This window comes from Nocardiopsis sp. NPDC007018 (assembly GCF_040635075.1).
Classification (GTDB): domain Bacteria; phylum Actinomycetota; class Actinomycetes; order Streptosporangiales; family Streptosporangiaceae; genus Nocardiopsis.
In genome coordinates this window covers 1-26,566 of sequence record NZ_JBEYHA010000066.1, presented here as the reverse complement: position 1 = coordinate 26,566, position 26,566 = coordinate 1, and the positions used below count along the sequence as shown (strand labels likewise).

At 71.4% G+C, this 26,566-nt stretch carries 22 protein-coding genes and 1 tRNA gene; 9 read left to right on the top strand and 14 right to left on the bottom strand.

All coding sequences use genetic code 11. The features are described from left to right. Positions 1-116 precede the first annotated feature (116 nt). A tRNA-Leu gene (locus ABZ635_RS24430) sits at positions 117-191 on the top strand. 80 nt (positions 192-271) lie between these two features. Here ABZ635_RS24430 and ABZ635_RS24425 read toward each other — a convergent pair. From ABZ635_RS24425 to ABZ635_RS24405, 5 genes are all read right to left on the bottom strand, one after another. Continuing rightward, positions 272-916, bottom strand: coding sequence for a hypothetical protein (locus ABZ635_RS24425; RefSeq protein ID WP_357769200.1), 645 nt, complete (start codon positions 914-916; stop codon positions 272-274). 107 nt (positions 917-1,023) lie between these two features. Further along, entirely contained in the window at positions 1,024-2,247 is a 1,224-nt protein-coding gene (locus ABZ635_RS24420; protein WP_357769199.1) for a serine/threonine-protein kinase, read from the bottom strand. A 260-nt stretch (positions 2,248-2,507) separates the two neighbouring features. Next, complete coding sequence (locus ABZ635_RS24415) at positions 2,508-3,854, bottom strand: pitrilysin family protein (RefSeq protein ID WP_357769198.1); 1,347 nt, start codon at positions 3,852-3,854, stop codon at positions 2,508-2,510. A 38-nt stretch (positions 3,855-3,892) separates the two neighbouring features. Further along, positions 3,893-5,236, bottom strand: coding sequence for a pitrilysin family protein (locus tag ABZ635_RS24410; protein WP_357769197.1), 1,344 nt, complete (start codon positions 5,234-5,236; stop codon positions 3,893-3,895). 239 nt (positions 5,237-5,475) lie between these two features. After that, positions 5,476-6,156, bottom strand: coding sequence for a hypothetical protein (locus tag ABZ635_RS24405; RefSeq protein ID WP_357769196.1), 681 nt, complete (start codon positions 6,154-6,156; stop codon positions 5,476-5,478). Positions 6,157-6,276: 120 nt separating this feature from the next. On the opposite strand from ABZ635_RS24405, the gene ABZ635_RS24400 reads away from it, so the two are divergent. Together ABZ635_RS24400 and ABZ635_RS24395 are read left to right on the top strand one after the other, a co-directional pair. Continuing rightward, positions 6,277-8,001: a S49 family peptidase gene (locus tag ABZ635_RS24400; RefSeq protein WP_357769195.1), complete on the top strand. Its 1,725-nt coding sequence runs from the start codon at positions 6,277-6,279 to the stop codon at positions 7,999-8,001. Then, positions 7,998-8,492 carry a flavin reductase family protein gene (locus ABZ635_RS24395; RefSeq protein WP_357769194.1) on the top strand — a complete coding sequence of 165 codons (495 nt, stop codon included), beginning with the start codon at positions 7,998-8,000 and terminating at the stop codon, positions 8,490-8,492. Before ABZ635_RS24400 ends, ABZ635_RS24395 begins: the two co-directional genes overlap by 4 nt. A gap of 70 nt (positions 8,493-8,562) precedes the next feature. Here ABZ635_RS24395 and ABZ635_RS24390 read toward each other — a convergent pair whose 3' ends face one another. The 6 genes from ABZ635_RS24390 to ABZ635_RS24365 all read right to left on the bottom strand — a co-directional run bounded on the left by ABZ635_RS24390 (position 8,563) and on the right by ABZ635_RS24365 (position 13,961). Beyond that, complete coding sequence (locus ABZ635_RS24390; RefSeq protein WP_357769193.1) at positions 8,563-9,465, bottom strand: ABC transporter substrate-binding protein; 903 nt, start codon at positions 9,463-9,465, stop codon at positions 8,563-8,565. A 59-nt stretch (positions 9,466-9,524) separates the two neighbouring features. Then, positions 9,525-10,205 carry an ABC transporter permease subunit gene (locus ABZ635_RS24385; protein ID WP_357769192.1) on the bottom strand — a complete coding sequence of 227 codons (681 nt, stop codon included), beginning with the start codon at positions 10,203-10,205 and terminating at the stop codon, positions 9,525-9,527. Positions 10,206-10,207: 2 nt separating this feature from the next. Continuing rightward, on the bottom strand, positions 10,208-11,032 hold the full coding sequence (locus ABZ635_RS24380) for an ABC transporter permease (protein ID WP_357769191.1): 825 nt from the start codon (positions 11,030-11,032) through the stop codon (positions 10,208-10,210). Then, on the bottom strand, positions 11,029-12,144 hold the full coding sequence (locus ABZ635_RS24375) for an ATP-binding cassette domain-containing protein (protein ID WP_357769190.1): 1,116 nt from the start codon (positions 12,142-12,144) through the stop codon (positions 11,029-11,031). The genes ABZ635_RS24380 and ABZ635_RS24375 overlap by 4 nt, the downstream gene beginning before the upstream one ends. 240 nt (positions 12,145-12,384) lie before the next feature. Beyond that, positions 12,385-13,041: an HAD family hydrolase gene (locus tag ABZ635_RS24370; RefSeq protein ID WP_357769202.1), complete on the bottom strand. Its 657-nt coding sequence runs from the start codon at positions 13,039-13,041 to the stop codon at positions 12,385-12,387. Positions 13,042-13,175: 134 nt separating this feature from the next. Continuing rightward, positions 13,176-13,961: an NUDIX domain-containing protein gene (locus ABZ635_RS24365; RefSeq protein WP_357769189.1), complete on the bottom strand. Its 786-nt coding sequence runs from the start codon at positions 13,959-13,961 to the stop codon at positions 13,176-13,178. Positions 13,962-14,072: 111 nt separating this feature from the next. Between ABZ635_RS24365 and nadA the strand changes: the two genes are divergently transcribed. Both nadA and ABZ635_RS24355 read left to right on the top strand, forming a co-directional pair. Further along, positions 14,073-15,071 (top strand): quinolinate synthase NadA, encoded by a 999-nt coding sequence (gene nadA / locus ABZ635_RS24360; protein WP_357769188.1) that lies wholly within the window; start codon positions 14,073-14,075, stop codon positions 15,069-15,071. A gap of 151 nt (positions 15,072-15,222) precedes the next feature. Further along, positions 15,223-16,668 (top strand): sigma-70 family RNA polymerase sigma factor, encoded by a 1,446-nt coding sequence (locus tag ABZ635_RS24355; protein ID WP_357769187.1) that lies wholly within the window; start codon positions 15,223-15,225, stop codon positions 16,666-16,668. A gap of 20 nt (positions 16,669-16,688) precedes the next feature. Here the strand turns inward: ABZ635_RS24355 and ABZ635_RS24350 are convergent, their stop codons facing one another. Beyond that, positions 16,689-17,300 (bottom strand): TetR family transcriptional regulator, encoded by a 612-nt coding sequence (locus ABZ635_RS24350; protein WP_357769186.1) that lies wholly within the window; start codon positions 17,298-17,300, stop codon positions 16,689-16,691. A gap of 315 nt (positions 17,301-17,615) precedes the next feature. Here ABZ635_RS24350 and ABZ635_RS24345 point away from each other — a divergent pair, with 315 nt between their 5' ends. The 4 genes from ABZ635_RS24345 (at position 17,616) to ABZ635_RS24330 (ending at position 21,844) form a co-directional block, all read left to right on the top strand. Then, a complete protein-coding gene (locus ABZ635_RS24345) occupies positions 17,616-18,647 on the top strand; it encodes an MBL fold metallo-hydrolase (RefSeq protein WP_357769185.1) in 1,032 nt (343 codons plus the stop codon). Positions 18,648-18,777: 130 nt separating this feature from the next. Further along, complete coding sequence (locus ABZ635_RS24340; RefSeq protein WP_357769184.1) at positions 18,778-20,091, top strand: glycosyltransferase family 4 protein; 1,314 nt, start codon at positions 18,778-18,780, stop codon at positions 20,089-20,091. Continuing rightward, positions 20,088-20,810 carry a methyltransferase domain-containing protein gene (locus ABZ635_RS24335; RefSeq protein WP_357769201.1) on the top strand — a complete coding sequence of 241 codons (723 nt, stop codon included), beginning with the start codon at positions 20,088-20,090 and terminating at the stop codon, positions 20,808-20,810. Before ABZ635_RS24340 ends, ABZ635_RS24335 begins: the two co-directional genes overlap by 4 nt. After that, entirely contained in the window at positions 20,810-21,844 is a 1,035-nt protein-coding gene (locus tag ABZ635_RS24330) for a prenyltransferase (protein WP_357769183.1), read from the top strand. Before ABZ635_RS24335 ends, ABZ635_RS24330 begins: the two co-directional genes overlap by 1 nt. 134 nt (positions 21,845-21,978) lie before the next feature. On the opposite strand, the gene ABZ635_RS24325 is transcribed toward ABZ635_RS24330, so the two are convergent. Both ABZ635_RS24325 and ABZ635_RS24320 read right to left on the bottom strand, forming a co-directional pair. Beyond that, a complete protein-coding gene (locus ABZ635_RS24325; protein WP_357769182.1) occupies positions 21,979-25,242 on the bottom strand; it encodes a transglycosylase domain-containing protein in 3,264 nt (1,087 codons plus the stop codon). A gap of 287 nt (positions 25,243-25,529) precedes the next feature. After that, positions 25,530-26,180: a class I SAM-dependent methyltransferase gene (locus ABZ635_RS24320; RefSeq protein WP_357769181.1), complete on the bottom strand. Its 651-nt coding sequence runs from the start codon at positions 26,178-26,180 to the stop codon at positions 25,530-25,532. Positions 26,181-26,566: the final 386 nt, after the last annotated feature.

Here is a 26,566-nt window from a genome sequence, read left to right as displayed (position 1 = left end):
GCGCGAACGCGAGCTGTCCGAGGAGCTGGGCGTGTCCCGGCTCCCGGTACGGGAGGCCCGTGGCCACGGGACCGGGCGGCCGGTCGGGTCCCCGATCCCGGTAGAGTGGCCCCGTCGGGGCCGTAGTCCAACTGGCAGGAGACGGCAGCTTTAGGTGCTGTACAGTGCGGGTTCGAATCCCGCCGGCCCCACCCCTCGTACCATCGCCGAACCCCGTCCCGCGTTCTCGCGGGGCGGGGTTTCGTCGTGTGCGGCCCCCGGTCGTGCGGGCTCAGGACGTCCAGGGGTGACGCGTCGTCACCGGTTCGGGAGCGGGCGGCGCCCCCGGCGCGGGCCCGTCGTCCGGTCGGGGCGCGGGACCGATCCGCAGAACGCGCGTACACTCGCCGATCCGAACGCTGGCGAACGCGCCCCGTTCCGGCACCTCGTCGGGGACCTCGACGAGGTGGGTCCCGGCCGGAAGCTCGCCCTCGCTCACGGTGATACTGCGGGGAACCGGTTCGGACGGCGTGTACTCGGCCCAGTGCCCGGTGACGACGACGCGGGCCGATCGGGAGAGCGTCATGCCCAGGGTTCGGGTGTGCGGTTCGTGGGCGATCCCCGGGGCCGTGCCGTGGGTGTGTTCCTCGACCTGGGCGACCAGCAGGGACCCGATGCCGCCCAGCCCGCTGAGGAACCGCGTACGCGGGTTGGTGCCGGCGATCGCCGCTTCCAGCCGCGCACGGAGATCGTGCGGCACCTGGCCGCCGAAGAGCACGAGGTCGAGGTCGGTCGCGTCGTAGTCGTCCAGCACCCGGTCGAACCGGTTCGTCGCGTTGGCTCCGTAGCCCCGCGCCCGGAGCGTCGCGGCGGCCTCCCGCATCGGTCGGGCTCCGCGTCCCACGATGAGTGTCCGCGGTCTGGTCACGTGCGTCATCGGCCGTCCTCAATGTTGGCAACACCACCGGACGACGCGAACGCCACCGCATCTGTGTGAGCCCGCAGGACGGGACCGCGCGCGGGCGTCCACGGCGGACCGGGTGCCTACAGGCCGAACAGAGCCCACACGACCAGGGCCAACAGGGAGACCACACCCAGCCCCACGGCGGCCGCCACGGTCAGGTGGCTGCGCTCGGAGTGCTTGCCCGACGTGGTCAGCCCCAGCGTCTCCGTGGACTCACGGATCGACAGCATGATCGAGTTGACCGCCTCCGGGCTGTTGCGCAGCCGCTCACTGATGGACTCCGCCAACACGTGCGCGCCCGCGCGGAAGTGCTCCCGCGCCGACTCGCGCTCCTCGGGAACCCCGCCCTCCTCCTGAAGCGCGGCCGCGGACGCCTGCTCCGACCCGACGTGCTCGGGCGACCAGGGGGCCAGCGCGGCGATCCGCAGCATCTTGGCGGCGTTCTCCGCGCTCAACCGCTCACTCGGCTCCACCCGCAGCATCCCGGCCAGCACCGGGGCGAGCGGACCGGCGTTGGCGGCCTCCTTGGGCTCGTCCAACGGCTCCTGGCGCAGGATCTTGATGTAGCCCTTGCGGTCGTAGGGCGGATAGCCCTCCACCGCCGCGTACAGGGTGGCGCCCAGGGACCAGATGTCGGACTCGGGGCCGACCGGGCCCGCCTTGGCCCGCTCCGGCGGGATGTAGGCGGGCGAACCGATGATGCGCCCGGACGCGCTCAGCGCGGATTCGCCGTTCCAGGCGGCCAGGCCGAAGTCGGTGAGCACCACCCGCCCGGCCTCGCTGATCATCACGTTGTCGGGCTTGACGTCGCGGTGCACGATGCCCTCGTTGTGGGCGACCTTGAGCGCGTCGATCAGCTGGAGCCCGATCTCGGCCACACGCTGGTACGGCAGCGGCCCGCCCACCTGGATGATCTCCTCCAGGGTGGAGGCCTCCAGCAGCTCCATGACGATCCACGGCCGCTCGTCCTCGTCGACGACGTCCAGGACGGTGACCAGGCTCGGGTGGGTCAGGCGTCCGGCGACCCGGGCCTCGCGCGTGGTCCGCTGGACCAGGGACTCGCGCTCGGAACGGCTCAGGTCGGAGGGCAGGCGCAGCTCCTTGACCGCCACCTCGCGCTTGATGACCAGGTCGGTGGCGCGCCACACGGTACCGACACCGCCGCGGGCGATCTCGGAGGTCAGCTGGTAGCGCCCCTTGAGCAGCCGACCACCGCCCTCAGGCTCAGCCACGGCCGCCTCGGGGAGCGCGGGGTCCGGCGACGCCTGGGGCCGCTCGGTGTGCGGGTTTTCTAGGGAGGACACGGTTATCCACGGGTCCATTCACCGGCCACGGTGGCCTCCTGCGGAGCATTGCGGTCGCTGTCACCACTTAGGTGCACGGATCACTCGTTATACCAGCATGACGCCGGGGCCACGCCGCTGGTTGTCTGATGGCTGACACATAGGTTCGGTTTCGTTATGTCCGGCAGAGAGCCACACATGCCATGACGAGGCTCTCCTTGCCAATCCTTGACCCGGGCGACGCGACGTGCGCGACCGCGCGCGTCGCGCCGCCCCGCGGATCAGCTCCAGAGGGTCTCGGGGGCCCGCACCTCGACCGGCCCGACACCGGTCTTCACCAGCGGTTCACGCAGGCTCTCGGCATCGCCGACCACCACGACCACGGACTCCTCAGGACGAAGGTACTCGACGGCGGCGGAGTTGAGGGCCTCGGCCGTGAGCTTCTCGTACCCGGCGCGCACGCGGTCCACGTTGTCGTCGGGGAGGTCGTGCACGACCATGTCGACCAGGGCACCGGCCATGGCCCGGGCGGTGGAGTAGGTGACCGGCAGACCCACGGTGTTGGACTCGCGCACCGCCGCCAGCTCGTCCTCGGTGACACCCTGGTCGCGCAGCTTGCGGACCTGCTCCAGGGAGGACGTCACCGAGTGCGCGGTGGTCCCGGCCTCCACCTGGGTGCTCATGAAGAACACACCGCTGTCGCGGCGCAGGTCGAAACGGCTCCCCGCGCCGTAGGTGTAACCCAGGCGCTCGCGCAGTTCCATGTTGAGGCGTGAGGTGAACATGCCGCCCAGGATCTCGCCGATGCCCTCGGCGCGCGGCAGGTCCACCTGCGAGCGCGACGGAGCCCGGTGCGCGATGACCAGGGCCGACTGCACGGAGCCGGGCCGGTCCACGATGAGCACGCGCGGCACCTCTCCGGGCGGCGGCGCGGGCTCGGTGTCGCGGCGCTCGGGCGCGGGAGCGGCGTCACCGAAGACGATGCGGCCCAGTTCCTCCAGGTCGACGTTGGCCAGGTCTCCGACGACCACGAGGGTGCCGGCCACCGAGGCGATGGAGTCGGCGTGGAACCGCGCCACGGTCTCGGGGGTGATGTCGGCCAGTTTCACCGGCCCGCCCGCGAGCGGCGTGGCGTAGCGGCCGCTGAACAGCTGACCGCCGAGGGAGCGCATGGCCAGGGTCGAGGCGGAGGAGGCGTCCAGCCAGAAGCGTTCCAGCAACTGCTCGCGACGGCGCACGACGTCGTCGGGGGCGAGTGCCGGGCGGCGTACGGCGTCCGCGAACAGGTGGACGGCGTCGCCGAGGCGGTTGGTCGGCGCGTCCAGGCCGGTGATGAAGCCGTCCCAGTTGACGCGGGCGACCCACTCGGCGCCGTGGCGCTCCAGGGCGGGGGCCAGGGAGCTGTTGCCACCCGGGCCGTCCTCCAGGGCCTCGCTGGTCAGGGCGCTGACGCCCATGGCGTCCAGCGGCTCCACCGCACCGCCGAAGGGGTGCACGAGACGGAGCGAGGCCAACCGTTGGCCGGGGACGTCGAGGGCGACGACGGTGCCGCCGCCCACGGTGATCCGCTGAGGCTTGGGAAAGGTGAAGGACGCGGGGGCGCCGAGGTCCGGACGGTTCTGCTGCATGCTGAGGCTCTTTCTGCGGCGGGTCGGGAACGGGGCGGCTACGCCTGCGCGGCGTGGGCCGCGGCGTCGGCCTCGGCCTCCGCCTGGAGCGTCTCGGCGGAGGTCTCGGGTTCGGGGTCGAACCGGACCACCAGCATGTTGTCGTCGACGAGCAGCCGCTCGGCGGCCGCGCGGACCTCTTCGGCGGTGATGTCGGACCAGCGCTCGGGCCAGGTGAAGGCGAGCTCGGGGTCTCCGAGGAGCTGGGTGCAGCTGCCGATGGTGTCGGCCAGGCCGGAGGGGCTGGCGATGGTGTGCAGGTGTTCCCGTTCCAGGACGGCGCGGGCCCGGTCGAGCTCCTCGTCGGTGATGCCGTCGGCCAGCTTGGCGACCTCCTCGCGGATGGCCTGCTCCAGGACGTCGCCCTCCACCCCCTCGCGGGCCAGCATGTTCACCAGCAGGAGGCTGTCGGTGTAGCGGAAGGCCAGGATGTCGGCGGAGCCGCCGCCGTCGTCGGCGGCGATGGGCCGCTCCACCACCAGCGAGCGGTACAGGCGGCTGCCCTGGCCCTGGCCGAGGACCGCCGCCGCCAGCTGGGCGGCGTCGTGGTCGCGTTCGCCGTAGGAGGGGACCCGGAAGCCGATGAACACCCCGGCGGCCGGGACGGTCTCGGTGACCGCGTCCCGTACGGGGCCGCCCAGGGGGGCGCGCAGCGCGGGGTCGGGCGTCGAGGGGATCTCCTCGCGGGCGGGGATACCGCCGAAGTACGTCTGGACCCGCGCCAGGACGTCTGCCGCCTCCAGGTCGCTGACGATGGTCAGCACGCAGTTGTCGGGGCCGTAGTGCGCCTTGTGGAAGGACTTGACGTAGTCCAGGTCGGCGGCGTCGAGGTCGGCCATGGAGCCGATGGTGGAGTGGTGGTAGGGGTGGCCCTCGGGGTAGGCCAGGCGCAGGATGCGCTCCAGGGCCGTGCCGTAGGGCTGGTTGTCGTAGCGCTGACGGCGCTCGTTCTTGACCACGTCGCGCTGGTTGTCGAGGACCTCCTGGGTCATGCCCTCGCGCAGGGTCGCCAGGCGGTCCGCCTCCAGCCACAGGACGGTGTCCAGGGCGTGGGTGGGGACCGTCTCGTAGTAGTTGGTGCGGTCGGTGGAGGTGGAGGCGTTGATGTCGCCGCCCAGCCGCTCCACCACGTCGAAGTGCTCGCCCTTGGTGACGTTCCCGCTGCCCTGGAACATCAGGTGCTCGAACAGGTGCGCGAACCCGGTACGGCCGGTCACCTCGTGCCGCGAGCCCACCCCGTACCAGAGGTTGACCGAGGCGACCTGCCCGGTGGAGGCCGGAGCCGTCACCAGGCGCAGCCCGTTGTCCAGCGTGTACTGCTCGACCCGTCCCGCAGCTCCCATGGTGGTCACCTGCGCATGCACCCCATCAAGTTCCGTTGACTGCTTCACCGGACACGACCCTATGTCCTCGGGACCCTCTGGGGACACTCGGTTGGAGCAATCCACATACACGCGTCTGTCGACCGGCCCGGTCACCGGACCCGCGCCGAAGGTGCTGCCCGTTCGGCGCCGGAGGTTCCTCCGCGAGGGCGCCGGACCGGACCGAAGCGCGGCGCGGATGCCAGAAGGCGCCTGGGCCGCTAGCTACTGCGGTACTCCGTCGTGTCCATCGACGCGGCGATCTCGTCGTAGACGGCGCTGTACTGGGCGTCGACGGACCACACGTAGAGGAGGACGTCGCTCTCGGGGAGGAACCACATACGCACCTCGAAGGTGTCGTTGTTGTCGCAGGTGACCGACCAGATGGAGTAGTGGGACTTGCGTTCGTCGGCGTGCTCGAAGACGCTTCCGGCCCCGGTCTGGAGGCTGGCTCCGGAGACTCCGATGTTGCCGGAGGCGGCGGTGTTGAGGCTGCGGCAGCTGTCGGTGTCGTCCGCCCAGCCGTTGTCGTCGTTGAAGGACTCGTCCTTCTTCGGCCAGCCCTGGGGGTGCTTGTCGGCCTGTTTGGGGACGAGTTGGATGGACCCGTAGGCGCAGGAGCTCTGGCCGGGCGGGGTCATGCACAGCTGGGCGCCGTCGTTCTGCACGTCCCAGTCGTCGGGGGTGTCGATCCGCACGCCCATCACGTCGGCGCTCCCGAAGCCCTCGGGACCGGGGGGTTCGATCGCGGGCATCATGCCGCTCTCGCCGCGCTCCAGCTCGATCTCTCCGGTGGCCTCGTCGGAACCGCAGGCGGTGAGCGCCAGCAGGGCCGCCGCCGCGACCGCCGCGACACGGCCGCCACGCCGCCGGTGCCGAACCAGGTCCGTCGTGCCCGCCATTGTTCGTTCCGCCCTTCTCGCCGGTCCCCGACCCCGTGTCTGACAGATCGGAGCACAGTCGACCATAGCGCCCTCGACACACCCTCCGCGCCGGGCCGCGGCCGCGACTACCCTGGGTCCATGGTGGACCTCGCGAAGATCACTGAGCCCTTGTCCCTCAACCGGTTCGGCCCCCGTTCCCGGGGCCCGTTGGTCCTGGAGCTGGACCTCACGGAGGGTGTCGCCGACGAGGCGCCGGGCGACCCCCTCACGCAGATCATGAACAGGCGCAAGCAGCACTACCTGGAGGTCCTGGAGGGTATCCGCAGAGGTGCCCGGGACCCGGAGGTGGGCGGTCTCGTCGTGCGGGTGGACTCGCGTTCCCTCGGGATCGCGAAGATCCAGGAGCTGCGTGACACCGTCGCGGACTTCCGTTCCACCGGCAAGCCCGCCGTCGCCTGGGCCGACACCTTCGGCGAGGCGGGCGACGGGAACCTGTCCTACTACCTGGCCACCGCGTTCTCGCGTGTGGTGCTCTCCCCGACCGGTCTGGTGGGGCTGGGCGGCCTGATGTCGCGCACCACGTTCCTCAAGGGCGCCCTGGACAAGTTGGACGTGCGGTTCGAGGGCGGGGCGCGCCACGAGTACAAGAACGCGCTCGACCCGTACACCCAGACGGGCTACACCGACGCCCACCGTGAGGCGGTGGGTCGGATCGTGCGGTCGATGAACGACCAGATCGTCGCGGCGGTCGCGCGGGGCCGCGGGCTCACGGAGGAGCGCGTTCGGGAGCTGATCGCCACCGCACCGATCCTGGCGGGGGAGGCGTTGGAGGCGGGGCTGGTCGACCAGTTGGCCTACCGCGACGAGGTGTACGCGGAGTTGAACGAGCAGGTGGGTGCCAAGGGAGGGGACTCCGCCAAGCCCGCTCTGCAGTTCGTCACCCGGTACCACCGCAAGCACGTGCCGCCGCCCCGCCCGAGGTTCGCCGACGGCGGCGACCACATCGCCCTGATCTCCGCCAACGGCGGTATCAACCTGGGCAGGAGCCGCCGTTCGCCGCTGGGTGGCAGCGTGATGGGTTCGGACACCGTCTGCGCCGCCTTCCGCGCCGCCCGCCAGGACCCCCGGGTGCGGGCCGTGGTGTTCCGGGTGGACAGCCCGGGCGGTTCGGCGATCGCCTCGGACCTGATCCGCAGGGAGAGCCAGTTGACCCGCGAGGCGGGCAAGCCGGTCATCACCACGATGGGCGACGTCGCCGGGTCGGGCGGATACTACGTCGCTCTGGGCTCGGACGCGATCGTGGCCCAGCCCGCGACCATCACCGGGTCCATCGGCGTGCTGGTCGGAAAGCCGGTCCTGGGCGCGCTGCGCGAACGGTTCGGGATCACGTCGGACTCGGTGAGCGAGGGCCCGCACGCGGGCATGTTCGGTACCGACGAGGGGTTCAGCGAGTCCGAGTGGGAGCGGATCAACCTGCTCCTGGACACCATCTACGAGGACTTCGTGGCCAAGGCGGCCGCCGCGCGCGGTCGGACCTGGGACGAGCTCCACGCGGTCGCCAAGGGCCGGATCTGGTCCGGGGCGGACGCCCTGGAGAACGGTCTGGTCGACGAGTTGGGCGGGGTCGAGACGGCGGTGCGGCTGGCCCGGGACAAGGTGGGCGCCGGGGCCCTGCCGGTGCGCGTCTTCCCGCGCGCGCACCCGCTGGACCGGCTCCGTCAGCACGAGTCCAGCGAGGACGTGGCCTCGGCCGAACCGCAGACGGTGCTCAGTGCCTGGGGTTCCCTGGAGCACGTGGCGGCCCGCCTGGGACTGCCCGCCGCGGGTCCGCTGAGCATGCCCGGCTCGTGGGAGGTCCGTTGAGCGTTTCGGGCGGCGCCTACCTGGAGGCGGTGGCGTTGCTGCCGACGGGCGTCACCGTGGTGACCGTCGCGGACGGGCGCGACGACATCGGGGCGACGGTGAGCGCGCTGGTGTCGATCTCCGCCGAACCGCCGGTGGTGATGGTGAGCGTGGCCGCCGAGGGCTACGTGGCCGAGGTGCTCGGCGAGGTGGGGGCCTTCGCGGTGAGCGTGCTCGCCGCCGACCAGCGCGCGGTGGCGGGCCGGTTCGCCGCCGAGGGCCGCCCGAGCGCCCGGCACCTGGTGTCGGGGCTGGCCCACCACCGGGGCGGGCACACCGGAGCGCTGGTCCTGGACGACGCGTTGACCGCACTGGAGTGTTCGGTGCGCGAGCGGGTGGAGGTCGGCGACCACACGGTCTTCTTCGCGGACGTGGTGGGCCTGCCCTCCGCGGGCGCGCGCCGCGGTCCGGCGATGGTGCGCTGGGACGGCCGCTACCACGCGCTCGGCTGACCCCGGGGACGTGACCACGCGGGCCCCGGAACCGGGTGAGGGTTCCGGGGCCCGCGCCGTGCGGGCCGGATCAGACCAGGCCCTGCGCCTCCAGCCACTCCTGGGCGACGTCGGCGGCGTTCTCGTTCTCGATCACGACACGCTCGTTGAGCTGGGTGAGCTCCTCGGTGGTCAGGGCCGCGGAGACCGCGTTGAGAGCGTCCCGGGCGGTGTCGTCGACCTGCTCGGCGTTGATGAGCGGGGTGATGTTCTGCGACCCGAAGAGGTTCTCCGGGTCCTCCAGGACCACGAGGTCCTCGACGGCGATCTGCGGGTCGGTGGTGAACAGGTTGGCCGCCTGGATGTCGTCGTCCAGCAGCGCCTTGGTCAGCAGGGCGACCTCCAGCGAGCGGAACTCGCGGAACTCGATCCCGTAGACCGACTCCAGACCGACCACGCCCTGGTGGCGGGTCTCGAACTCGGGCGGTCCGCCCAGCACGAGCTGGTCGGCGACGCCGGCCAGGTCGGTGAGGCTGGCCAGGTCGTGCTCCTCGGCCGTCTCGCTGGTGACGGTGATCGAGTCCTTGTTCTCCGCGCTGGAGGAGTCGAGGATCTCCAGCCCGTCCGGCAGCGCCTCGCGCACCAGCGCGTTGGTCTCCTCGGCGTCGGCGCTGGGGGCCCCGTCGTCGAGGTAGGCCAGAGTGGCGCCGTTGTACTCGGGGAAGACGGAGAGGTTGCCCGACTCGATCTGCGAGTAGTACACCTCGCGGCTGCCGATGTTGAGCTGGTACTCGACGTCGACGCCCTCGGCGGCCATGGCCCGGCCGTACAGTTCGGCGAGCAGGGTGCTCTCGGGGAAGTCGGCGGAGCCGATGACGACCGAGCCGGAGGCGCCGCTGTCTCCGCCGCCGCCCTCCTCGAAGGGGTCGCTGCCGCCGCACGCGCTGAGGAGCAACACCAGGGGAAGCCCGGTGAGGGCGAGCCTCTTGTGCATGTCTGAATCCTTCTCTCTGGGGAGTCCTACTTGGCTGGCGGTGCCCGAAGACCGCCCGGTCAGCGCGCCGCCGCGGATTCGGCACGCAGCCCGGGAGCGACGAGGACGCGTCGCAGCACGGCGAACAGGAGCGTGGTGACCACGGCCAGTGCCACCACGAGAACGGAGCCGCCCAGCATCATCGTGAGGTCCTGGCGGGCCTGGCCGTCGACGATGTAGCGGCCCAGGCCGCCCACTCCCACGTAGGCGGCGATGGTGGCGGTGGCCACCACCTGGACGGCGGCGGTGCGCATTCCGATGAGGACGAGGGGCAGGGCCACGGGGAGTTCGAGTCCGAACAGGACCTCGCGGCCGCGCATGCCCATGCCCAGTGCGGCGTCCCGCAAGCGGGGTTCGACCCCCCGGACCCCCTCGTGGGTGTTGACGAGGATGGGAGGTACGGCCAGGGCCACCAGCGCGGCCACGACGGGGACCAGCCCGATCCCGGCGGCCAGCACGATGAGGAAGAGCACGCCGATGGTGGGCAGGGCGCGGGCGAAGTTGGCCAGGCTCGCGGTGAGGAACCCGCCCACCCCGGTGTGCCCGGTGTACAGGCCGATGGGCACCGCGATGACGGCCGCGATCAGCAGCCCGAGCAGCGAGTAGTAGACGTGTTCGCCGAGCCGGGCGGGGATGCCCGCCGGGCCGCTCCACTGGGCGGGGTCGCCGAACCAGGCCAGGAGTTCGTTCAGGATGTCCATGTCTACTCCCCCGCCGTGGCTGGGTCGGGTCGCACGGTCGTGTCCGCCGGGGTCGCGACGGTGGGCGCGGGTGGGGCGGCCCCTCCGTGTGGGCGTGCGGCGCGCCGCCGGGCCGGTCGGCCGGAGCCGCGGGTCCAGGGGGTGAGCAGGTACTGGGCGGCCACCAGCAGGGCGTCGGTGACGAACGCCAGGAGCACGACCAGCACGATGCCGACCACGATGGGCGCGTCGAACTGGCGGCGGAACCCGTCACTGAGGATGAGCTGCCCCAGACCGCCCAGGCCCACGAGCGAGGCGACGCTGACCATGCTGATGGTGGCCACCGAGGCCACGCGGAGTCCGGCGATGATCACCGGGACCGCCACGGGCATCTCCACGGTGACCAGTCGGCGCAGCGGACCGAAGCCCATGGCCACGGCCGCCTGGCGCACGTGGTCGGGCACCTGGCGCAGTCCGTCCACCACGTTGGGGAGCAGGATCACCAGGGTGTACAGGGACAGCGGCACGATCGCGGTCCAGTCGCTGAACCCGGTGTAGGGCAGCATGAGGAAGAACAGGGCGATGGAGGGCACCGCGTAGAGCACGTTCACACCGGTGAGCACCGGGGGGTAGAGTCCGCGCCAGCGCGCGCACGCCAGCCCCAGTGGCACGGCCACGACGAGTCCGATGAGGATGGACAGGTAGGACAGGCGCAGGTGTTCCATGAGCAGGGGTCGGATGCCCCGCCCCGGCTCGTCGGGGTAGCTCCAGTTGGACACGCCCCAGTCGGCGACCCGGACGACCCACTCCCAGGCGCCCACGACCGCGTTCGCGTCGGCGGCCGTCACTCGGACACCGACCAGATCGCGGCGCCCAGGTCGTCCTGCGAGACCACGCCGACGACCCGGCCCTCGTCGTCCACGCCGACGGCCCGGCCCGCGGGCGAGAGCACGGCGGCGTCGAGGGCGGCCCGGAGGGAGTCGACCCCCACGTCGAAGGTGTGGCCGTAGGGTGCCAGTTCCAGGGAGCCGAGCGGGACCCCGGTGGGCGCCCGGTCGAGCTGTTCGGCGCTGACCCAGCCGAGCGGCATGCGGTCGCCGTCGACCACGAGCGCCCACGGCTGGGCGTCCACGGTGACGACGTCCTTGGCGCGCTCCACGCGGTCCTCGTCGTCGAAGACGACGTCCTCGCGCGGGGAGAGCGCGCTGGCGGGGAAGAAGGACAGGCGGCGCACACCCCGGTCGTAGCCGATGAACGACTCGACGAACGCGTCCACGGGTTCGGCCAGCAGGCGCTCGGGGGTGTCGTACTGGGCGAGTTCCCCGCCGGGCCGAAAGACCGCGATCCGGTCACCGAGGCGCACCGCCTCGTCGATGTCGTGGGTGACGAACACGATGGTCTTGTGCAGCTCCTGTTGGAGGCGGAGCAGCTCGTCCTGGAGGCTGGTGCGCACGACGGGGTCGACGGCGCTGAAGGGCTCGTCCATGAGCAGGACCGGCGGGTCGGCGGCGAGGGCGCGCGCGACGCCGACCCTCTGTTGCTGGCCTCCCGAGAGCTGGTGCGGGTAGCGCTTGGCCTGGGCGGGTTCGAGGCCGACCAGTTCCATGAGCTCGGCCGCGCGGGCGCGCGCCTTCCCCTTGCGCCACCCCAGGAGCAGGGGCACGGTGGCGATGTTGTCCAGCACGGTGCGGTGCGGGAAGAGGCCCGCCTGCTGGATGACGTACCCGATGGAGCGGCGGAGCAGGGCCGGGTCCTGGGCGCGGACGTCGGTGCCGTCCACGAGGATGGTGCCGGAGGTGGGCTCGACCATCCGGTTGATCATCCGAAGGGAGGTGGTCTTGCCGCTGCCGGAGGGGCCGACGAACACCGTGGTTCCGCCGGTCTCCACGGTCATGTCCAGGCTGGCGACGGCGACGGTGCCGTCCGGGTAGGTCTTGGCGGCGCCCTCGAATGTGATCATCGCGGGGTCGTCTCCGTTCGGGGGCCGGTTGGTGGTACCGCGGGGTGCCGCGCAGGTTCGCAGCCTTCCCCTGGGCTCGGGGATCAAACGGGAGGAGGCGGGCACCGTGACCGGACCGCGACCCCGGTCGGCCCCGGGCGTGCGGGAAGGTTACCCGAGGCCGGAGGGCGGCGAACACGCTGACACGCCGCCGGAATCGAACAGGAGTATGACCCGGCACACGTGTCCGGGCGTCGGGACTCAGCTCTGGGCGGCGATCCAGTCGACCAGCTGGTGCAGGTCGTCGACGACCACGTCGGCCCGTTCGGCGTCGGGGGTGGCGGCGTGGCGGTAGCCGTAGATGCCCCGGCGCAGCAGGGCCGTGCGCATCCGGGCGCGGCGGGCGGGCAGGACGTCGTTGTCGACGCGGTCGCCGACGTAGAGGATCTCCTCGGCGGTGACGCCGGGGCGGCTGCGTCCGGCCAGTTCCAGGGTGAGGTCGAAGAACTCCGGTTGGGGCTTGTGGACGCCCCACACGTCGGAGATGCCGATGCCGTCCACGCCCAGGCCCATGGCGGCCAGCGCTGGCCCGGCTTCGGGCGGCTGGTTGCCCGCGATGACCAGGGAGAGCCCGGCCTCCTTCATGGCGTTGAGGGCGGGGCGCACGTCGGGGTAGAGGTCGCGCTCGTCGAAGTGCTCGCGCGCCCCTTGCGGGTCCTCGGTGCGCCAGCGGGCGCTCTCGGCCTCCAGGTCGAACCCGGGCACGAGCAGCCGGAAGCCGTCGGTGAGGGTACCCCCGGCGCCGAGCACGGCGCCGATGGTGCCGAAGAACGCCATGTGCGGGATGGCGAACCGGTCCGCCCAGCGAGCGAAGATCCGCGTCTCGTCGACGAGTGTCTCGCCGACGTCGAACACCACAGTACGAATTGCCACGGTTAGGGAGTGTACAAGGCGTGTCGGGGGGCGGCCCCGGGGCGGAGCGGCCGGGCCCGCACGGCACGGCGGCGCGGGCTTCGGCCCTCGGCGGTCGGTGCCCCGAGGGCCGACCGTGGTCAGTGCCCCGGCGGGCGGAGCACGGCGAAGGCGTCGGTGACCTCCAGCTCGCGCGCGCGGAAGCGGAAGAGGGCGGCGGGGCGGCCGCCCGAGCGCCCGGAGGGGACGGATCGTCCGGTCTCCTCGATCTGCCCTCGGCGCAACAGGACCCGGCGCAGGTTGGTGGCGGCCACGTCGTGCCCGAGTGCGGCGCGGTAGTGCGCGGACAGCTCCGACATGGTGAACTCCGGGGGCGCCAGGGCGAACCCCACGTTGGTGTAGCTGAGTTTGGAGCGCAGGCGGTGGCGGCCGGAGCGGACGATGGAGGCGTGGTCGAAGGCCATCGGGGGGAGGTCGGCGGCCGGGTGCCAGCCGGTGTCGGCGGGGACGACGGGGTCGATGTGGGCCGGGACCAGCCCGAGGTAGGCGGTGGCCAGGGTGCGGCGCTGGGGGTCGCGGTGGGGGTCGCTGCGGGTCTCCAGCTGTTCCATGTGGCTGAGGTCGCGGACGTCGACCTTCTGCGCGAGCTGACGGCGGATCGAGGCGCCCAGGCTCTCCCGGGCTCCGAGCCGACCACCCGGGAGCGCCCACTCGCCCTCGCAGGGCGGCAGGGCGCGCTTCCACAACAGGACGCACAGTTCGCCCGCGCGGATCTGGAGGACGACCGCGATCACCTCGTGTGCGGAGAGTTCCGACGCCCCCGTCCTCACGACGGGGTCGGCCGTGGCGGTCGGTCCCGCTCCGGCTGTCACGGCCTGTCCGTTTGCTTCCGGGATATCCACCCTGTCCCTTCCGTTCCACGCCATGTTAAGCTGCACCAGGTTTGTGCCTGGCAGACAAAAACTTGGTCGCCGCACTCATCTCCCCTGGCACGGCGCCCGCACGGCGTGCCCACAGCCTCAAGGAAGTAGACGGACATGGCATCGGTCACCACGACGGCGGACACCATGACCAGGCAGGAGTGGGCCACCGAGGTCCGCCGCCTGGCAGAGGAGCGCGACGCTGTCATCCTCGCGCACAACTACCAGCGCCCGGAAATCCAGGACGTCGCCCACCACACCGGCGACTCCCTGGCGCTGTCCCGGCTCGCCGCGAGCGTCGACGCCAGCACCATCGTCTTCTGCGGTGTGCACTTCATGGCCGAGACCGCGAAGATCCTCGCGCCGGAGAAGACCATCCTGCTGCCCGACCCGAACGCCGGGTGCTCGCTGGCCGACACCATCACCGCCGAGGACGTGCGCGCCTGGAAGGCCCAGCACCCCGGGGCGGTCGTGGTCGCCTACGTCAACACGACGGCGGCGGTCAAGGCCGAGACCGACATCTGCTGCACCTCCTCCAACGCCGCCGACGTCATCCGGTCCATCCCGGAGGACCGGGAGATCCTCTTCCTGCCGGACCAGTTCCTCGGCGCCCACGTGAAGCGGGTCACCGGCCGCGAGAACATCCACGTCTGGATGGGCGAGTGCCACGTGCACGCCGGGATCGACGGCCACACCCTGCGCGAGCGGGTCGCGGCCGAGCCCGACGCCGAGGTGTACGTGCACCCCGAGTGCGGCTGCGCCACCTCCGCCCTGTACCTCGTGGGCAGCGGCGCGGTCCCCGAGGAGCGGGTGAAGGTCCTCTCCACCGGCGGGATGCTCAGCGCGGCCGAGAACACCACCGCCAAGAAGGTGCTCATCGCCACCGAGACCGGCATGCTGCACCAGCTGCGCAACGCCAACTCCACCACGGAGTTCGAGGCGGTCAACTCACGCGCCGAGTGCCACTACATGAAGATGATCGACGCCGACAAGCTGCTGAACTCGCTGCGCCACGGCACCACCGAGATCCTGGTGGACCCCGCGACCGCCGAGCGGGCCCGCCGCTCGGTGGAGCGGATGGTGGCCATCGGACAGCCCTCCCGGGGCGGCGAGTAACCGGGACGGCGGACGGCGTGACCCGCGCGTGTGCGCGGCGCCGCACGCGCGGGGCGGTAACAGAAGTCTCACCTTCGGGCCACAGCTGTTCCATTCGCCCACACCAGGCGTCTCCCCTCGCTAGCGTCACCTCAGGAGCGGGGGGAGAATCGTGACCAGAGGTAACGAAACAGACGTACCAGCGGCGGAGGCCGTCGAGGAGCTGTGCGACGCGTTCGCGCACTCGCTGCACCGGTACGCGTGGTCCCTGCTCGGCGACCCCGACCGGTACACCGGCGGAGGCGACCGTACCGTCGGCGACCCGGTCGCCGACGCCGTCCACGAGGCCCTCGTCGCCGGGGTCGCGCTGGAGTCGCGCCTCTCAGACCCCGCGGACCGCGGTCCCTGGCTCTTCGCCCTCGTCCGCGCCGCCTGCCAGCGGCGCGGGTTCGCGCACACCTGTCCCTACACGCGCCTGGCCACCGTGCCCGCCGAGGCCCCCGTGGCGGAGATGTTCTCCCGCCTGCCCGCCAGCCACCGCGAACTCGTCGAGCTCAACCTGCGCCACGCGCTGCCCACGGCCGCCGTCGCACGGGTCCTGGGCCTGGACCCGAGGATCTGCGGCGAGCTGTCCCGTTCGGCGATCCGGCGCGCGGCGGAGGGGCTGGCCGGACCGCCCCGACCCGAACCCGACGAGGACAACACCCCCGGCGGCGCCTGGCTCACCCAGGTGCACCGGGTCTCCTCCGCGCTGACCCTGCTGCGGCCGCCCGGCGCCCCGCCCGGGCTGCGCGACCGGGTCGTGCACACCTGCACCTCACCCGACACCGCCGACGAGCGGGCCCGGATCACCGCCGCCACGCACCCGCTCACGGCGGACGGCTACCCCGTCCACCGCTCCGGTCCGCCCGGCACCGCCGTGGTCGAGACCGACGCGGTCACCGAACCCGTCGAGGTCCCGCTCCCCCGTGCCCTGCCACGCGATCTGCTGACCACCGCCGACCACCCGGTGCGCGACGACGCGCGCTCACCCCTGCCCTCACCCGGCCACGACCCGCTGGACGAGGCCGCCGACCCCGGCCCCCGGCGTTGGCCGCTGCCCGCGATCTCGGGGGTGGCCACGGTCGTCGTGGCGTTCGGGCTGTGGTGGTGGGCCAGTCACGTGGGGGGACCCACGACGTTGATCGAGTCCGGTCCGGCGCTTCCAGGCCAGCGCTCGGGCCTGACCGGTGTGGAGGCCGTCTCCACCGCCTCCGACGGCAAGCCCGGCACGGAGCCGACCTCGGTCACCGTCACCGACGCACCGGGGTCCGGGAGCCCCGAACCCGACGCACCCGAGGACGACCCCAGCGGGGGACCGACCGGCCCCCAGGACCGTGAGCCCGAGGAGCCGTCCGGCGAGGACGGCGACACCGAAGCTCCGCGGGGACCCGAGGAGACGCCTCGACCCCCCGAACCCCCGGCGGACGAGCCCGACCCCGAGCCGGGTGAGGACGGGGGCGGCGCCCCGGACCACGGGGGCGGGAACCCGGGCAACGGCTCCCCCGGCCTGCTCGGCGGCCTGCTGGGGCTGTTGTTCGGTAGCGGCAAGGCCGACCCGGGGGAACCGGCGGAGTAGGTTCCGGCGCGTCCGACTCCTCAGAAGGAGGCGAGCAGACGGTCGGCGGCGGTCCTCAGACGCCCCTCGACCTCGTCGATGTCGCGTCGCCCCTTGAGGATCTCGACCAGCTCGAAGATCCACACGCTGGTGAGCGCCCCGGCCAGGACGTACCCCGTGCTGTCGCGGTCCACCTCGGTGTCGTCCGGTGACCCGCCGTCACCCAGGTTGCCGGTGGCCACCCGCCACACCAGGTCGCTGATGCGCACGTCGAGCTCGATCTTGACCTCGGCCATGATCAGGGAGCGCACCAGGGCGTCGGCCAGCTCGGGCTCGCGCATGAGACCGCGCGTGGCCCTCAGCAGGACGTCGACGGCGCGGCCGGAGGGGTCGTCCGCCGTGGGCGGGCGACGGACGATGCCGCCCTCCAGGAGGTCGAGTTCCTCGGTGACCACGGCCACGACCAGGTCCATCTTGGAGGGGAAGTAGCGGTAGAGCGTGCCGAGGGCGACCCCCGCGCGTTCGGCGACCGAACGCATCTGCATGGCCTCCACGCCGCCGCGCACGGCCAGGGCCGCCGCGGTCTGGACGATGCGCCGACGGCGTTGGGTCTGACTCCGCGTCATCGTTCCGATCGGTGCCTGCACCGCCACAGGGTCTCTCCCATTCGTCATCGGTCCGCGCGTCGGCAGCGCCGGACCCCGGCTCACGAGAACACGTTATCCAACGGGCCGCCTCGACCACAGCGGCTCGAACCCATGATCCTCGCCTCATTGCCCGACGTGGCAGAGGCAATACGAGAGCTTGGCGAGAACTTTCAGGACGGCATCCAGGTCTTTGTAGAATATGTTCTATTTTGTCAGCCCGAAATACGCGGGCCGCTTCCGGCCACCGTGGGCGCGGACCCCGCGCCCCCCTTCCCTAGAATCGAACCAGATTCGGTTTCCAGTGGAGAGGTCGGGCCAGGCATGCGTGAGGTTCCCCCAGTCGAGGACCTGGGCGAGGGGTTGTGGAGCGTCCCCGTGCCGGTCCCCCACAACCCCGTCGGGTTCACCTACGTCTACGTGCTCGGCACCCCCGGCGGCCCTGTGCTCGTCGACGTCGGCTGGGACCACGACGCCTCCTGGGACGCCCTGGTCAGCGGCCTGGAACAGACGGGCCACCGGGTGGACGAGGTCCGCGGCGCCGTCCTCACCCACTTCCACGCCGACCACTCCGGGCTCACGGGCCGCCTGCGTGCGGCCTCCGACGCCTGGGTGGCCGCGCACCCCGCGGACGCCCGGGTGCTGCGCCGGCAGTCGGAGCGCACCGACGACCAGCGCGCGGCCTCCGTCGTCGAACAGATGACCCGCGCGGGCTTCCCGGAGGAGGACGTGGAGGCCTACCGCGCCTCTCCCACCGTGTTCCGTCCCCCCGCGCTCCCCGACCTCGCCCTGGACGACGGCCAACGCGTCGACGCCCCCGGGCTGGACCTGCGGGCCGTGTGGACCCCGGGCCACACTCCCGGACACCTGTGCCTGCGCCTGGCCGGACGCGAACTCCTCTTCACCGGCGACCACGTGCTCCCGCGCATCACGCCGCACGTGGGCCAGTTCCCCCTGGACTCCGCCGAGGGCGACCCCCTCGGGGACTTCCTCGCCTCCCAGGACAGGATCGGCCGTCTGCCCGGGGCCGACCACCTCCTATGTCTTCCCTCACACGAGTCCCGCTTCTCGGGGCTGCCCCGACGCGCCCGGGAGATCGTCGACCACCACGAGGAGCGCCTGGAGGGCATGACCGCGCTGCTCGGGCAGGGGCCCGCCACCCTGTGGGAGCTCACGTCACGACTGGAGTGGCGCCGACCCTGGGCGGACATGCGCCCGCTGGCACGGCACATGGCCGCCTCCGAGACCGCCGCACACCTGCGGCTCCTGGAGGAGCGCGGACGCGCCCGCCGTGAGGGCCCGACCGACCGGCCGCGCTGGGCCTGCGTCATCCCGGGCACGACGCCCCGAATATGATCCCCTGTACCCGATGCCCGGCGCCGACCTCGAGCGAACTCACGAGTAACATATGGGGGCGCACCAGCTCCGGCCAGGACCGGAGCGCACGGCGGCGACCGGGCACGCGACCCAACGAAGAGGTGGACTCTTGACCCAGTCGGGCACCAGCACGGGACCGACCCCACGGCCCTCCGGCGACCGCCCCCTGCGCGTCGCCCTCCTGTCGTACCGCAGCAAACAGCACGTCGGTGGCCAGGGGGTCTACGTCCGCCACCTCTCCCGTGAACTGGCCGCGCTCGGTCACGAGGTCACCGTCTTCTCCGGACAGCCCTACCCCGTCCTCGACGAGGGCGTCACCCTGGAGAAACTCCCCTCCCTCGACCTCTACAACGACGCCAATCCCTTCGTCGCCCCGCCGGTGCGCGAGTGGCGCGACTGGATCGACGTCCTGGAGGTCGCCACCATGTGGACCGCCGGATTCCCCGAACCCCTCACCTACTCCCTGCGCGCCAACCGCGAACTCCGACGCCGCCTCGGTGACTTCGACGTCGTCCACGACAACCAGACCCTGGGCTGGGGCCTGCTCGGCATCAGGTCCGCCGGCCTGCCCCTGGTCACCACCATCCACCACCCCATCAGCGTGGACCGCCGCATCGAGATCGAGGAGGCCCGGGGCCTCCAGAAGCTCTCCAAGCGCCGCTGGTACGGCTTCGTCAAGATGCAGGCGCGCGTGGCACGCCGCCTCGACCCGATCCTGGTTCCCTCCCAGTCCTCCGCCGACGACATCGCCCGCGAGTTCGGCGTCGACCCCGCCACCATGGAGGTCACCCCGCTCGGCGTGGACACCCGCTACTTCCACCCCCGCCCCGAGGTGGAACGCGTCCCCGGACGAATCGTGTGCACCGCGAGCGCGGACAGCCCCCTCAAGGGGGTCTCCGTGCTCCTGCGCGCCGCCGCCAAACTCGCCACCGAACGCGACGTCACGCTGCGGATCGTCAGTCGCCCCAAGCCCGGCGGCCCCACCGACCAGCTCGTCGACGAACTCGGTCTACGCGACAGGGTCGAGTTCGTCAGCGGCATCGACGACCAGCAGCTCGGCGAACTCGTCTCCAGCGCCCAGGTCGCGGTCGTCCCCTCCTTCTACGAGGGCTTCTCCCTACCCGCTGTGGAGGCCATGGCCTGCGGCACCCCCCTCGTGGCCAGCCGCGCCGGAGCCCTTCCCGAGGTCGTCGGCACCGACGGTGACGCCGGCCGCCTCATCCCCCCGGGCGACCCCGAGCTCCTGGCCGCCGAACTCGCCCCCCTGCTCGACGACGACGCCGAACGGGAGCGCATGGGCGCGGCCGCCTGGCGCCGGGTCCAGGAACGCTTCACCTGGAGGGCCGTGGCCGAACTGACCGCCCAGCGCTACGCGACCACCATCGGTCTGACCCCACGACCCACACAAGGGAGCCTCCACTGATCACCGTCGACTTCAACCTCTTCCCCGTCCGACCGGGGCACCGCGTCCTCGACCTCGGCTGCGGCGGCGGACGCCACGCCTTCGAGATCTACCGGCGCGGCGCCGACGTGGTCGCCTTCGACCAGAACGTCAGCGACCTCGCCGACGTCGAGACCATGTTCGCGGCCATGGCCCACGAGGGTGAGGCTCCCGCCTCCGCCAAGGCGGAGACCGTCAAGGGCGACGCCCTCGACATGCCCTTCGACGACGACAGCTTCGACCGGGTCGTGGCCGCGGAGATCTTCGAGCACCTGCCGCACGACACCGCCGCCATGAAGGAGCTCTACCGGGTGCTCAAGCCCGGGGGCATCGCCGCCGTGACCGTGCCCAGCTTCCTGCCCGAGCGCATCTGTTGGGCCCTCTCGGAGGAGTACCACACCAACGAGGGCGGCCACATCCGCATCTACACCCGCGCCGAACTGGAGGCCAAGCTCAAGGCCACAGGCTTCGAGATCGGCCCGCACCACCACGCGCACGCCCTGCACGCCCCGTACTGGTGGATCAAGTGCGCCGTGGGCACCGACAACAACGACCACCCGGCCGCGAAGGCCTACCACGACCTCCTGGTCTGGGACATGCTCCAGGCCCCCAAGGTCACCCGTGTGGCGGAACGGCTCCTCAACCCGGTCATCGGCAAGAGCGTGATCGTGTACGTGCGCAAGCCCGCCACGGACGTCTGATGGCCTCCCCCCTCCACCTGCCCGGGGTCCTCAGCGCCGAACAGCTGCACCGGTCCGCGGACTACCTCGCGCGCGCCCAGGAGGAAGACGGGGTGATCCCCTGGTTCCCCGGCGGCCACGCCGACGTGTGGGACCACGTGGAGTGCGCCATGGCGCTGACCGTCACCGGCGTGCTCGACCCCGGGCACGCCGAGGCGGCCCGCCGCGCCTACCTGTGGCTGGACGGCAGCCGTCACCCCGAAGGCGGTTGGTACGCCAAGTACCGCCAGGGCGCGCCCGTCACCGTCCTGCGCGAGGCCAACCACGCCGCCTACCCGGCGGTCGGCCTGCTCCACCACCTGCTGACCACCGGCGACACGGCGTTCGCCGAGCGGCTGTGGCCCGTGGCGGAGAGCGGACTGGAGTTCGTGCTGGGCCTACGCGGCGAGCACGGGGAGATCCTGTGGGCCCGGTCCGAGGACGGTTCCCCCGGCGACCACGCGCTCCTCACCGTCTGCGCGAGCGTCCACCACGCCCTGCGCTGCGGAGCCGCCCTGGGCACCCGGCTGGGCCGCGAGCGCCCGGAGTGGGTCAAGGCAGCCGACCGCCTGGCCGAACTCATCACCCACGAGGAGGGGCTGTTCTCGGACCGTTCCCGCTTCTCGATGGACTGGTTCTACCCGGTCCTCGGCGGGGTGCTGAGGGACGACGCGGCCCGGGCGCGCGTCGCGGAACGGTGGGACGCCTTCGTCGTACCCGGTCTGGGCGTGCGCTGCGTGAGCGACCAGCCGTGGGTGACCGCCGCCGAGTCCTCCGAGCTGGTCATGGCCCTGGCCGCACTGGGCGAGACCGAGCGGGGGACCCGGGTCCTGCGGGACGTCCAGCACCTGCGTGACCCCGACGACGGCGTCTACTGGACCGGCTACCAGTTCGCCGAGCAGGTGCGCTGGCCGGTGGAGCGCAGCACCTGGACCTCGGCCGCGGTCGTCCTCGCCGTGGACGCGCTCACCGGCACCACTCCCGGGTCCCGGGTCTTCCTGCACACCTGGGACTGAGGACCGGCGGGCCCGGACGGGGCCGGGTCCGCGCCCTTCGGGTGGGGCGGTGCACCCGCGTATCCCACGGGCGGGGAAGAAGCCCCCCACGTCCCGGAAGACACGAGGAGGGCCCCTCGGGGCCCTCCTTCGCGTCAGCCTTCCTCGCCCCTGCTGGGCGGGACCTCCGGTATCCCCGGTTCGACCGGATCACCCGTTCCGGGGTTGTCCGGCACGTTCGGGTCCTCCGGGATGTCCGGCTCCGGGTCGACCGGCTCCACGGGCTCCTCCGGCGCGACCGGGACGTCCGGCTCGCCGCCCTCCGGCTCCTGCGGCTCCTGGGGAGCCTGCGTGGACGGCTCGGGCGCCCAGTTCTCGGTGGTGCCACCGAACTCCGGGCTGGGGAACGAGGCCCGCTCGTAGCCCTCCATCGCGCGGGTCATGTAGGCCCTCCACATCTGCGCCGGCAACCTGCCGCCGGAGATGTCGTGCCCCGGGATGTGGAAGCTCTCGTTGTTGCCGCTGTAGACACCGACCGCCGTGGACAGCTGCGGGGTGTACCCCACGAACCAGGCCGCGACGCTGCCGTCGGTGGTACCCGTCTTGCCCGCCACGGGGTGGTCCCACAGCGCCGCACCGGTACCCGTACCCGATTTGACCACCTGCTCCAGGGCGTAGGTGACGTCCGCCGCGGTCGACGCCTCCAGGGCGCGCTGGCCCTCGATCTTCGGCCGCTCGTTGTCACCGTCCTGGTTGACGATCTCCTTGATGACGTGCGCCTGCATGTGGACGCCGCCGTTGGCGAAGGTCGCGTAGCCACTCGCCTGGTCGACCGGACGCACACTCGTGGCGCCCAGGGGCATGACCGGGACCAGCTGGTTGTCGGCGATGCTGCCGTCGGGCAGGCCCACGTCGTAGGCGGTCTGCCTGATCTCCTCGAAACCGACCTCCTGGGCCAGCTCGACGAAGCCGAGGTTGTTCGAGACCGTCGTGGCCTGGGTGAGCGTCATGATCCCGCCCGCGGCGTCACCCGCGTTCTGCACCCGCGAACCGGCGATCTGACGCGGTCCCCGGCCGTCCACCGTGGAGTTCAGGCCGTAGCCCTGCTCCAGCGCCGTCGCCAGGACGTACGGCTTGAACGCCGACCCCGCCTGGGCCGCGCCCAGGAAGGAGCTGTCGTACTGGTTCAGGTGGTAGTCGTGTCCTCCGTAGAAGGCCAGCACCTCGCCGGTCTTCGGGTCGATGGTGCTCAACCCGATGTTCACGCCCTCCGGCAGGGCCTCCGGGTCGACCATCTCCTCCACCGCCTCGTAGGCGGCGTCCATCATGTCCTTGTCGAAGGTCGTGACGATCGTGAAGCCCTGGCGGTTGACGTGGTCCTCGGTGTACCCCAGCTTCGACAGCTCGTTCATGGCCTCCTGGAGCATGTATCCCCGGTAGCCGCTGAGGTCCTCCGTGGTCTTCTCCGGCTCGGGAGCCGGGAACTCCATGGCGTCCGCCTCGGCCTGGGTGATCGCCCCGGTGGTGACCATGCCGTTGACCACGTACTGCCAGCGGTTCTCCATGTCGGGCGTGGTCTCCACGTCCGCCTGGCCGAACCGGGTCGGCTGCTGGATGGCGGCCGCCAGGAAGGCCGCCTCCTCGGCGGTGAGCTCGTCGACGTCCTTGTGGTAGTACGCCTGCGAGGCGGCCTGCACCCCGTAGGACATGCGACCGAAGTAGATGGTGTTGAGGTACTGCTCCATCACCCACTCCTTGTCCTCGCTCTGATCCACCTTGATGGAGATGATGATCTCCTGGATCTTGCGGGACACGGTCTGCTCGAAGGAGACGCCCTCGTAGTAGTTGCGCACCATCTGCTGGGTGACGGTCGAACCGCCCTGGACCTGCTCCCCCGTCACGGTGGACCACACCGCGCGCATGGTGCCGCTCAGCGAGACGCCGGGCTCGGTCCAGAACCCGCGGTCCTCCGCGGAGATGACCGCCTCGACGACATGGTCGCCGCCTTCCGTCATCTCCTCGTAGCTGATGACCTCGCGGTCGGTACCCCGGTAGGCGAACTCGGTCTCACCGTCCGCGAAGTAGAAGGTCGACCCCTGCTCGACGGCGTCGGCCTTGGCCGCGTCGGGCACCTCGACGGTCATGTAGAAGTACGTGAAGACGCCGCAGCCCAGGATGACGCCCAGGCCCGTCACCGCCAGGAAGCCCAGCAGGAGGCGGAGCCAGAGCGGCTTCTTCTTCGCCTTCTTCTTGCCCTTGCCGCTCTTGCCGCCCTTGCCGGATTCTCCGGGCGTCTCCGCGCCGCCCGGCGGCCCACCGGGACCGCTGGGGCCACCGGGGCCACTGGTGTTCCCAGGGCCCCCGGGCACACCCCCGGCCCCGGCCGCACCGGCGGCAGCGGCACCGGCGGCAGCACCGGCTCCGGCCGCACCGGCAGCAGCGGTCGGGCCGCTGACAGCGCGAGAACCGTCCGACACGACATCGGACATGCGCCGAGGTGTCGGCCACATGGCGGCCGCGGGTTCCTCGGCCGGTCTTTCCCCGGGTTCACCCGGCGCGACGGACTCCTCGGGTGGAGCTCCGGCGAACGCGGCCCCGGCCGGAGCGGGCATCGCCCGGGTCGGCTGGTCCTGTTCCTCCGTCGCGGTGGAGACCGGAGCGGTCTCCTCTGCCGGACGGGCGGAGGGCGCCTCCCCGGGCCGTTCGGCCGAGGTGACAGCGGGCGCTTCCTCTGGCTCGGCGGGGGCGACAGAGGGAGACTCTTCGGAACCGTCCTCCTCCCGTCCCGCCGTCTCCGGCACTCCGCCCGCGGGAGTCTCGACCTCAGGAAGGGGCGTCGCGTCGGTGGTGGGCTTCGCGTCGAAACCCTCCGATGCCTCGGTGGCCTCGTTTCCCTCAGGGGTCGCGGCGCCCTCGGAGCCCTGGCCGGTCTCGGAAGACGCGTCCTCGTGCGTCGAAGGGTCCTCGCCCTCATCCGGCGTGTCGGCAACGGACGCGGCCGCCACCGCCGGTTCGACCCCGTCGGGCTCGGGCTCGGTTTCGGTCACCGCCGGGGAGACCGTCGCCGACTCCTGCTCCTTCTTCACGGAGTCGTCCTCGAAACCCTGTTCGGCGAGGGTCTGCGCCACGCGGTCACGTAGGAACGTGCCGCTCGTCTTGAAAGCGATGGGTCCAGCGATGAACTCCGGTTCGGGTTGGCCGTTGGGCTCGGTACCCGACTCCGAGGTCTCCCCGTCGGACTGATTCTCACCACTGGTGGGTAGATCATCACCCTGGGGGGTCGCTTGACTGGACAGCTCCTCAGCAGAGGTGTCGTTCGTCTCCGGTGTGTTCGAATCGGGACGCTGTCCATCCGTCCCGTCACTACCGTGTGTGCTCTTGCTCAGCTCCCCGCCCCCAAGGCAAATCACGTCCGGCACCGTGCCGTCCTGGTGTTTGACGCGCGAGTGCCCCTGATCGGTTCAGTTCGATTCGGGACCGAAGCGGCATTCGGGGGAAAATCACCACCATCGCTTCGCCCTCAAAGCCACGATACCCGCACATAACCGTGTCAAGGCCGAGTCCGTAACCTCACGGTCACTTCTTACCGAAGGCTTACCCTTCGAAGACGTGTCCATGTCCGGGTGTTGGCTCACTCACATTCCCGTTCAATATTGCCATACCCGGGGGCGGTGACTGAGCGTGCGCATTATCGAACGCGAATTGGTCAGGCGACGCGCTCCAGTACACGCAGGGAACCCACCACCCGCACCTCCTTGAACTCCCCCGATTCGAGCGCGCGACAGTAGATCTCGTACGGTGGGCGACCACCGTCCTCGGGGTTGGGGAACACGTCGTGGATGACCAGCGCCCCGCCCACGGAGACGTGCGGGGACCAGCCCTCGTAGTCGTTCCTGGCCGCGACCTCGCTGTGCCCGCCGTCGATGAAGAGCATCCCGAGCCTCGTCCCCCAGAGGGCGGCGACGTCCAGGGAGGCACCCGTCACGGCGATGACGACGTCGTCCAGTCCAGCTCGGGTGATCGTGTGTCGGAAGTGCGGCAGGGTGTCGAACTTCCCGGTGACCGGGTCGATCAGCGAGCTGTCGTGGTACTCCCACCCCTCCTGGTGCTCCTCGGAACCCCGGTGGTGGTCCACGGTGACGACTCTGGCGCGCCCAGCCCCACCAGCCTCAGCGACCCGGGCCGCCGCGCCCAGGAAGATGGTCGACTTGCCGCAGTAGGTACCGATCTCCACCACGGGACCGCGATCGGCGTACTCCAGGGCCGTCTCGAAGAGCGCCAGCCCTTCGTCGGTGGGCATGAAACCGTTCGCGGCTTCGGCAGCGGCCAGCAGGTCAGCGGGCATCGTTTTCGTCATAGGACAATTCTCCCACCCCAGCCCACGCCACTCCGGTCAGGGGACCCCCGATCGAAACCGCGGGCCAGCGACGCGAGAGCGCCCGGGCGTGCGTGGAGGCGGAGTCCGTTGTGGTGGTCGTAGGCCGTGGGTTCCGGACCCGTGCACACAAAAAAGGGGCCCCGAAGGACCCCCGACAACACAACAACCCAACCACCCACACCACCATTCACAAACGCACAAACCCCAACAAAAAAAGAGAGGAAAGAGAAAGAACCCACCCAACGGCGGACACTTCCCCTTCCCTCTCCTTCAAGAAAAACCGTGGCAGCGACCTACTCTCCCACCCCATCACAGGGCAGTACCATCAGCGCAAGGAGACTTAACGACCGGGTTCGGAATGAGAC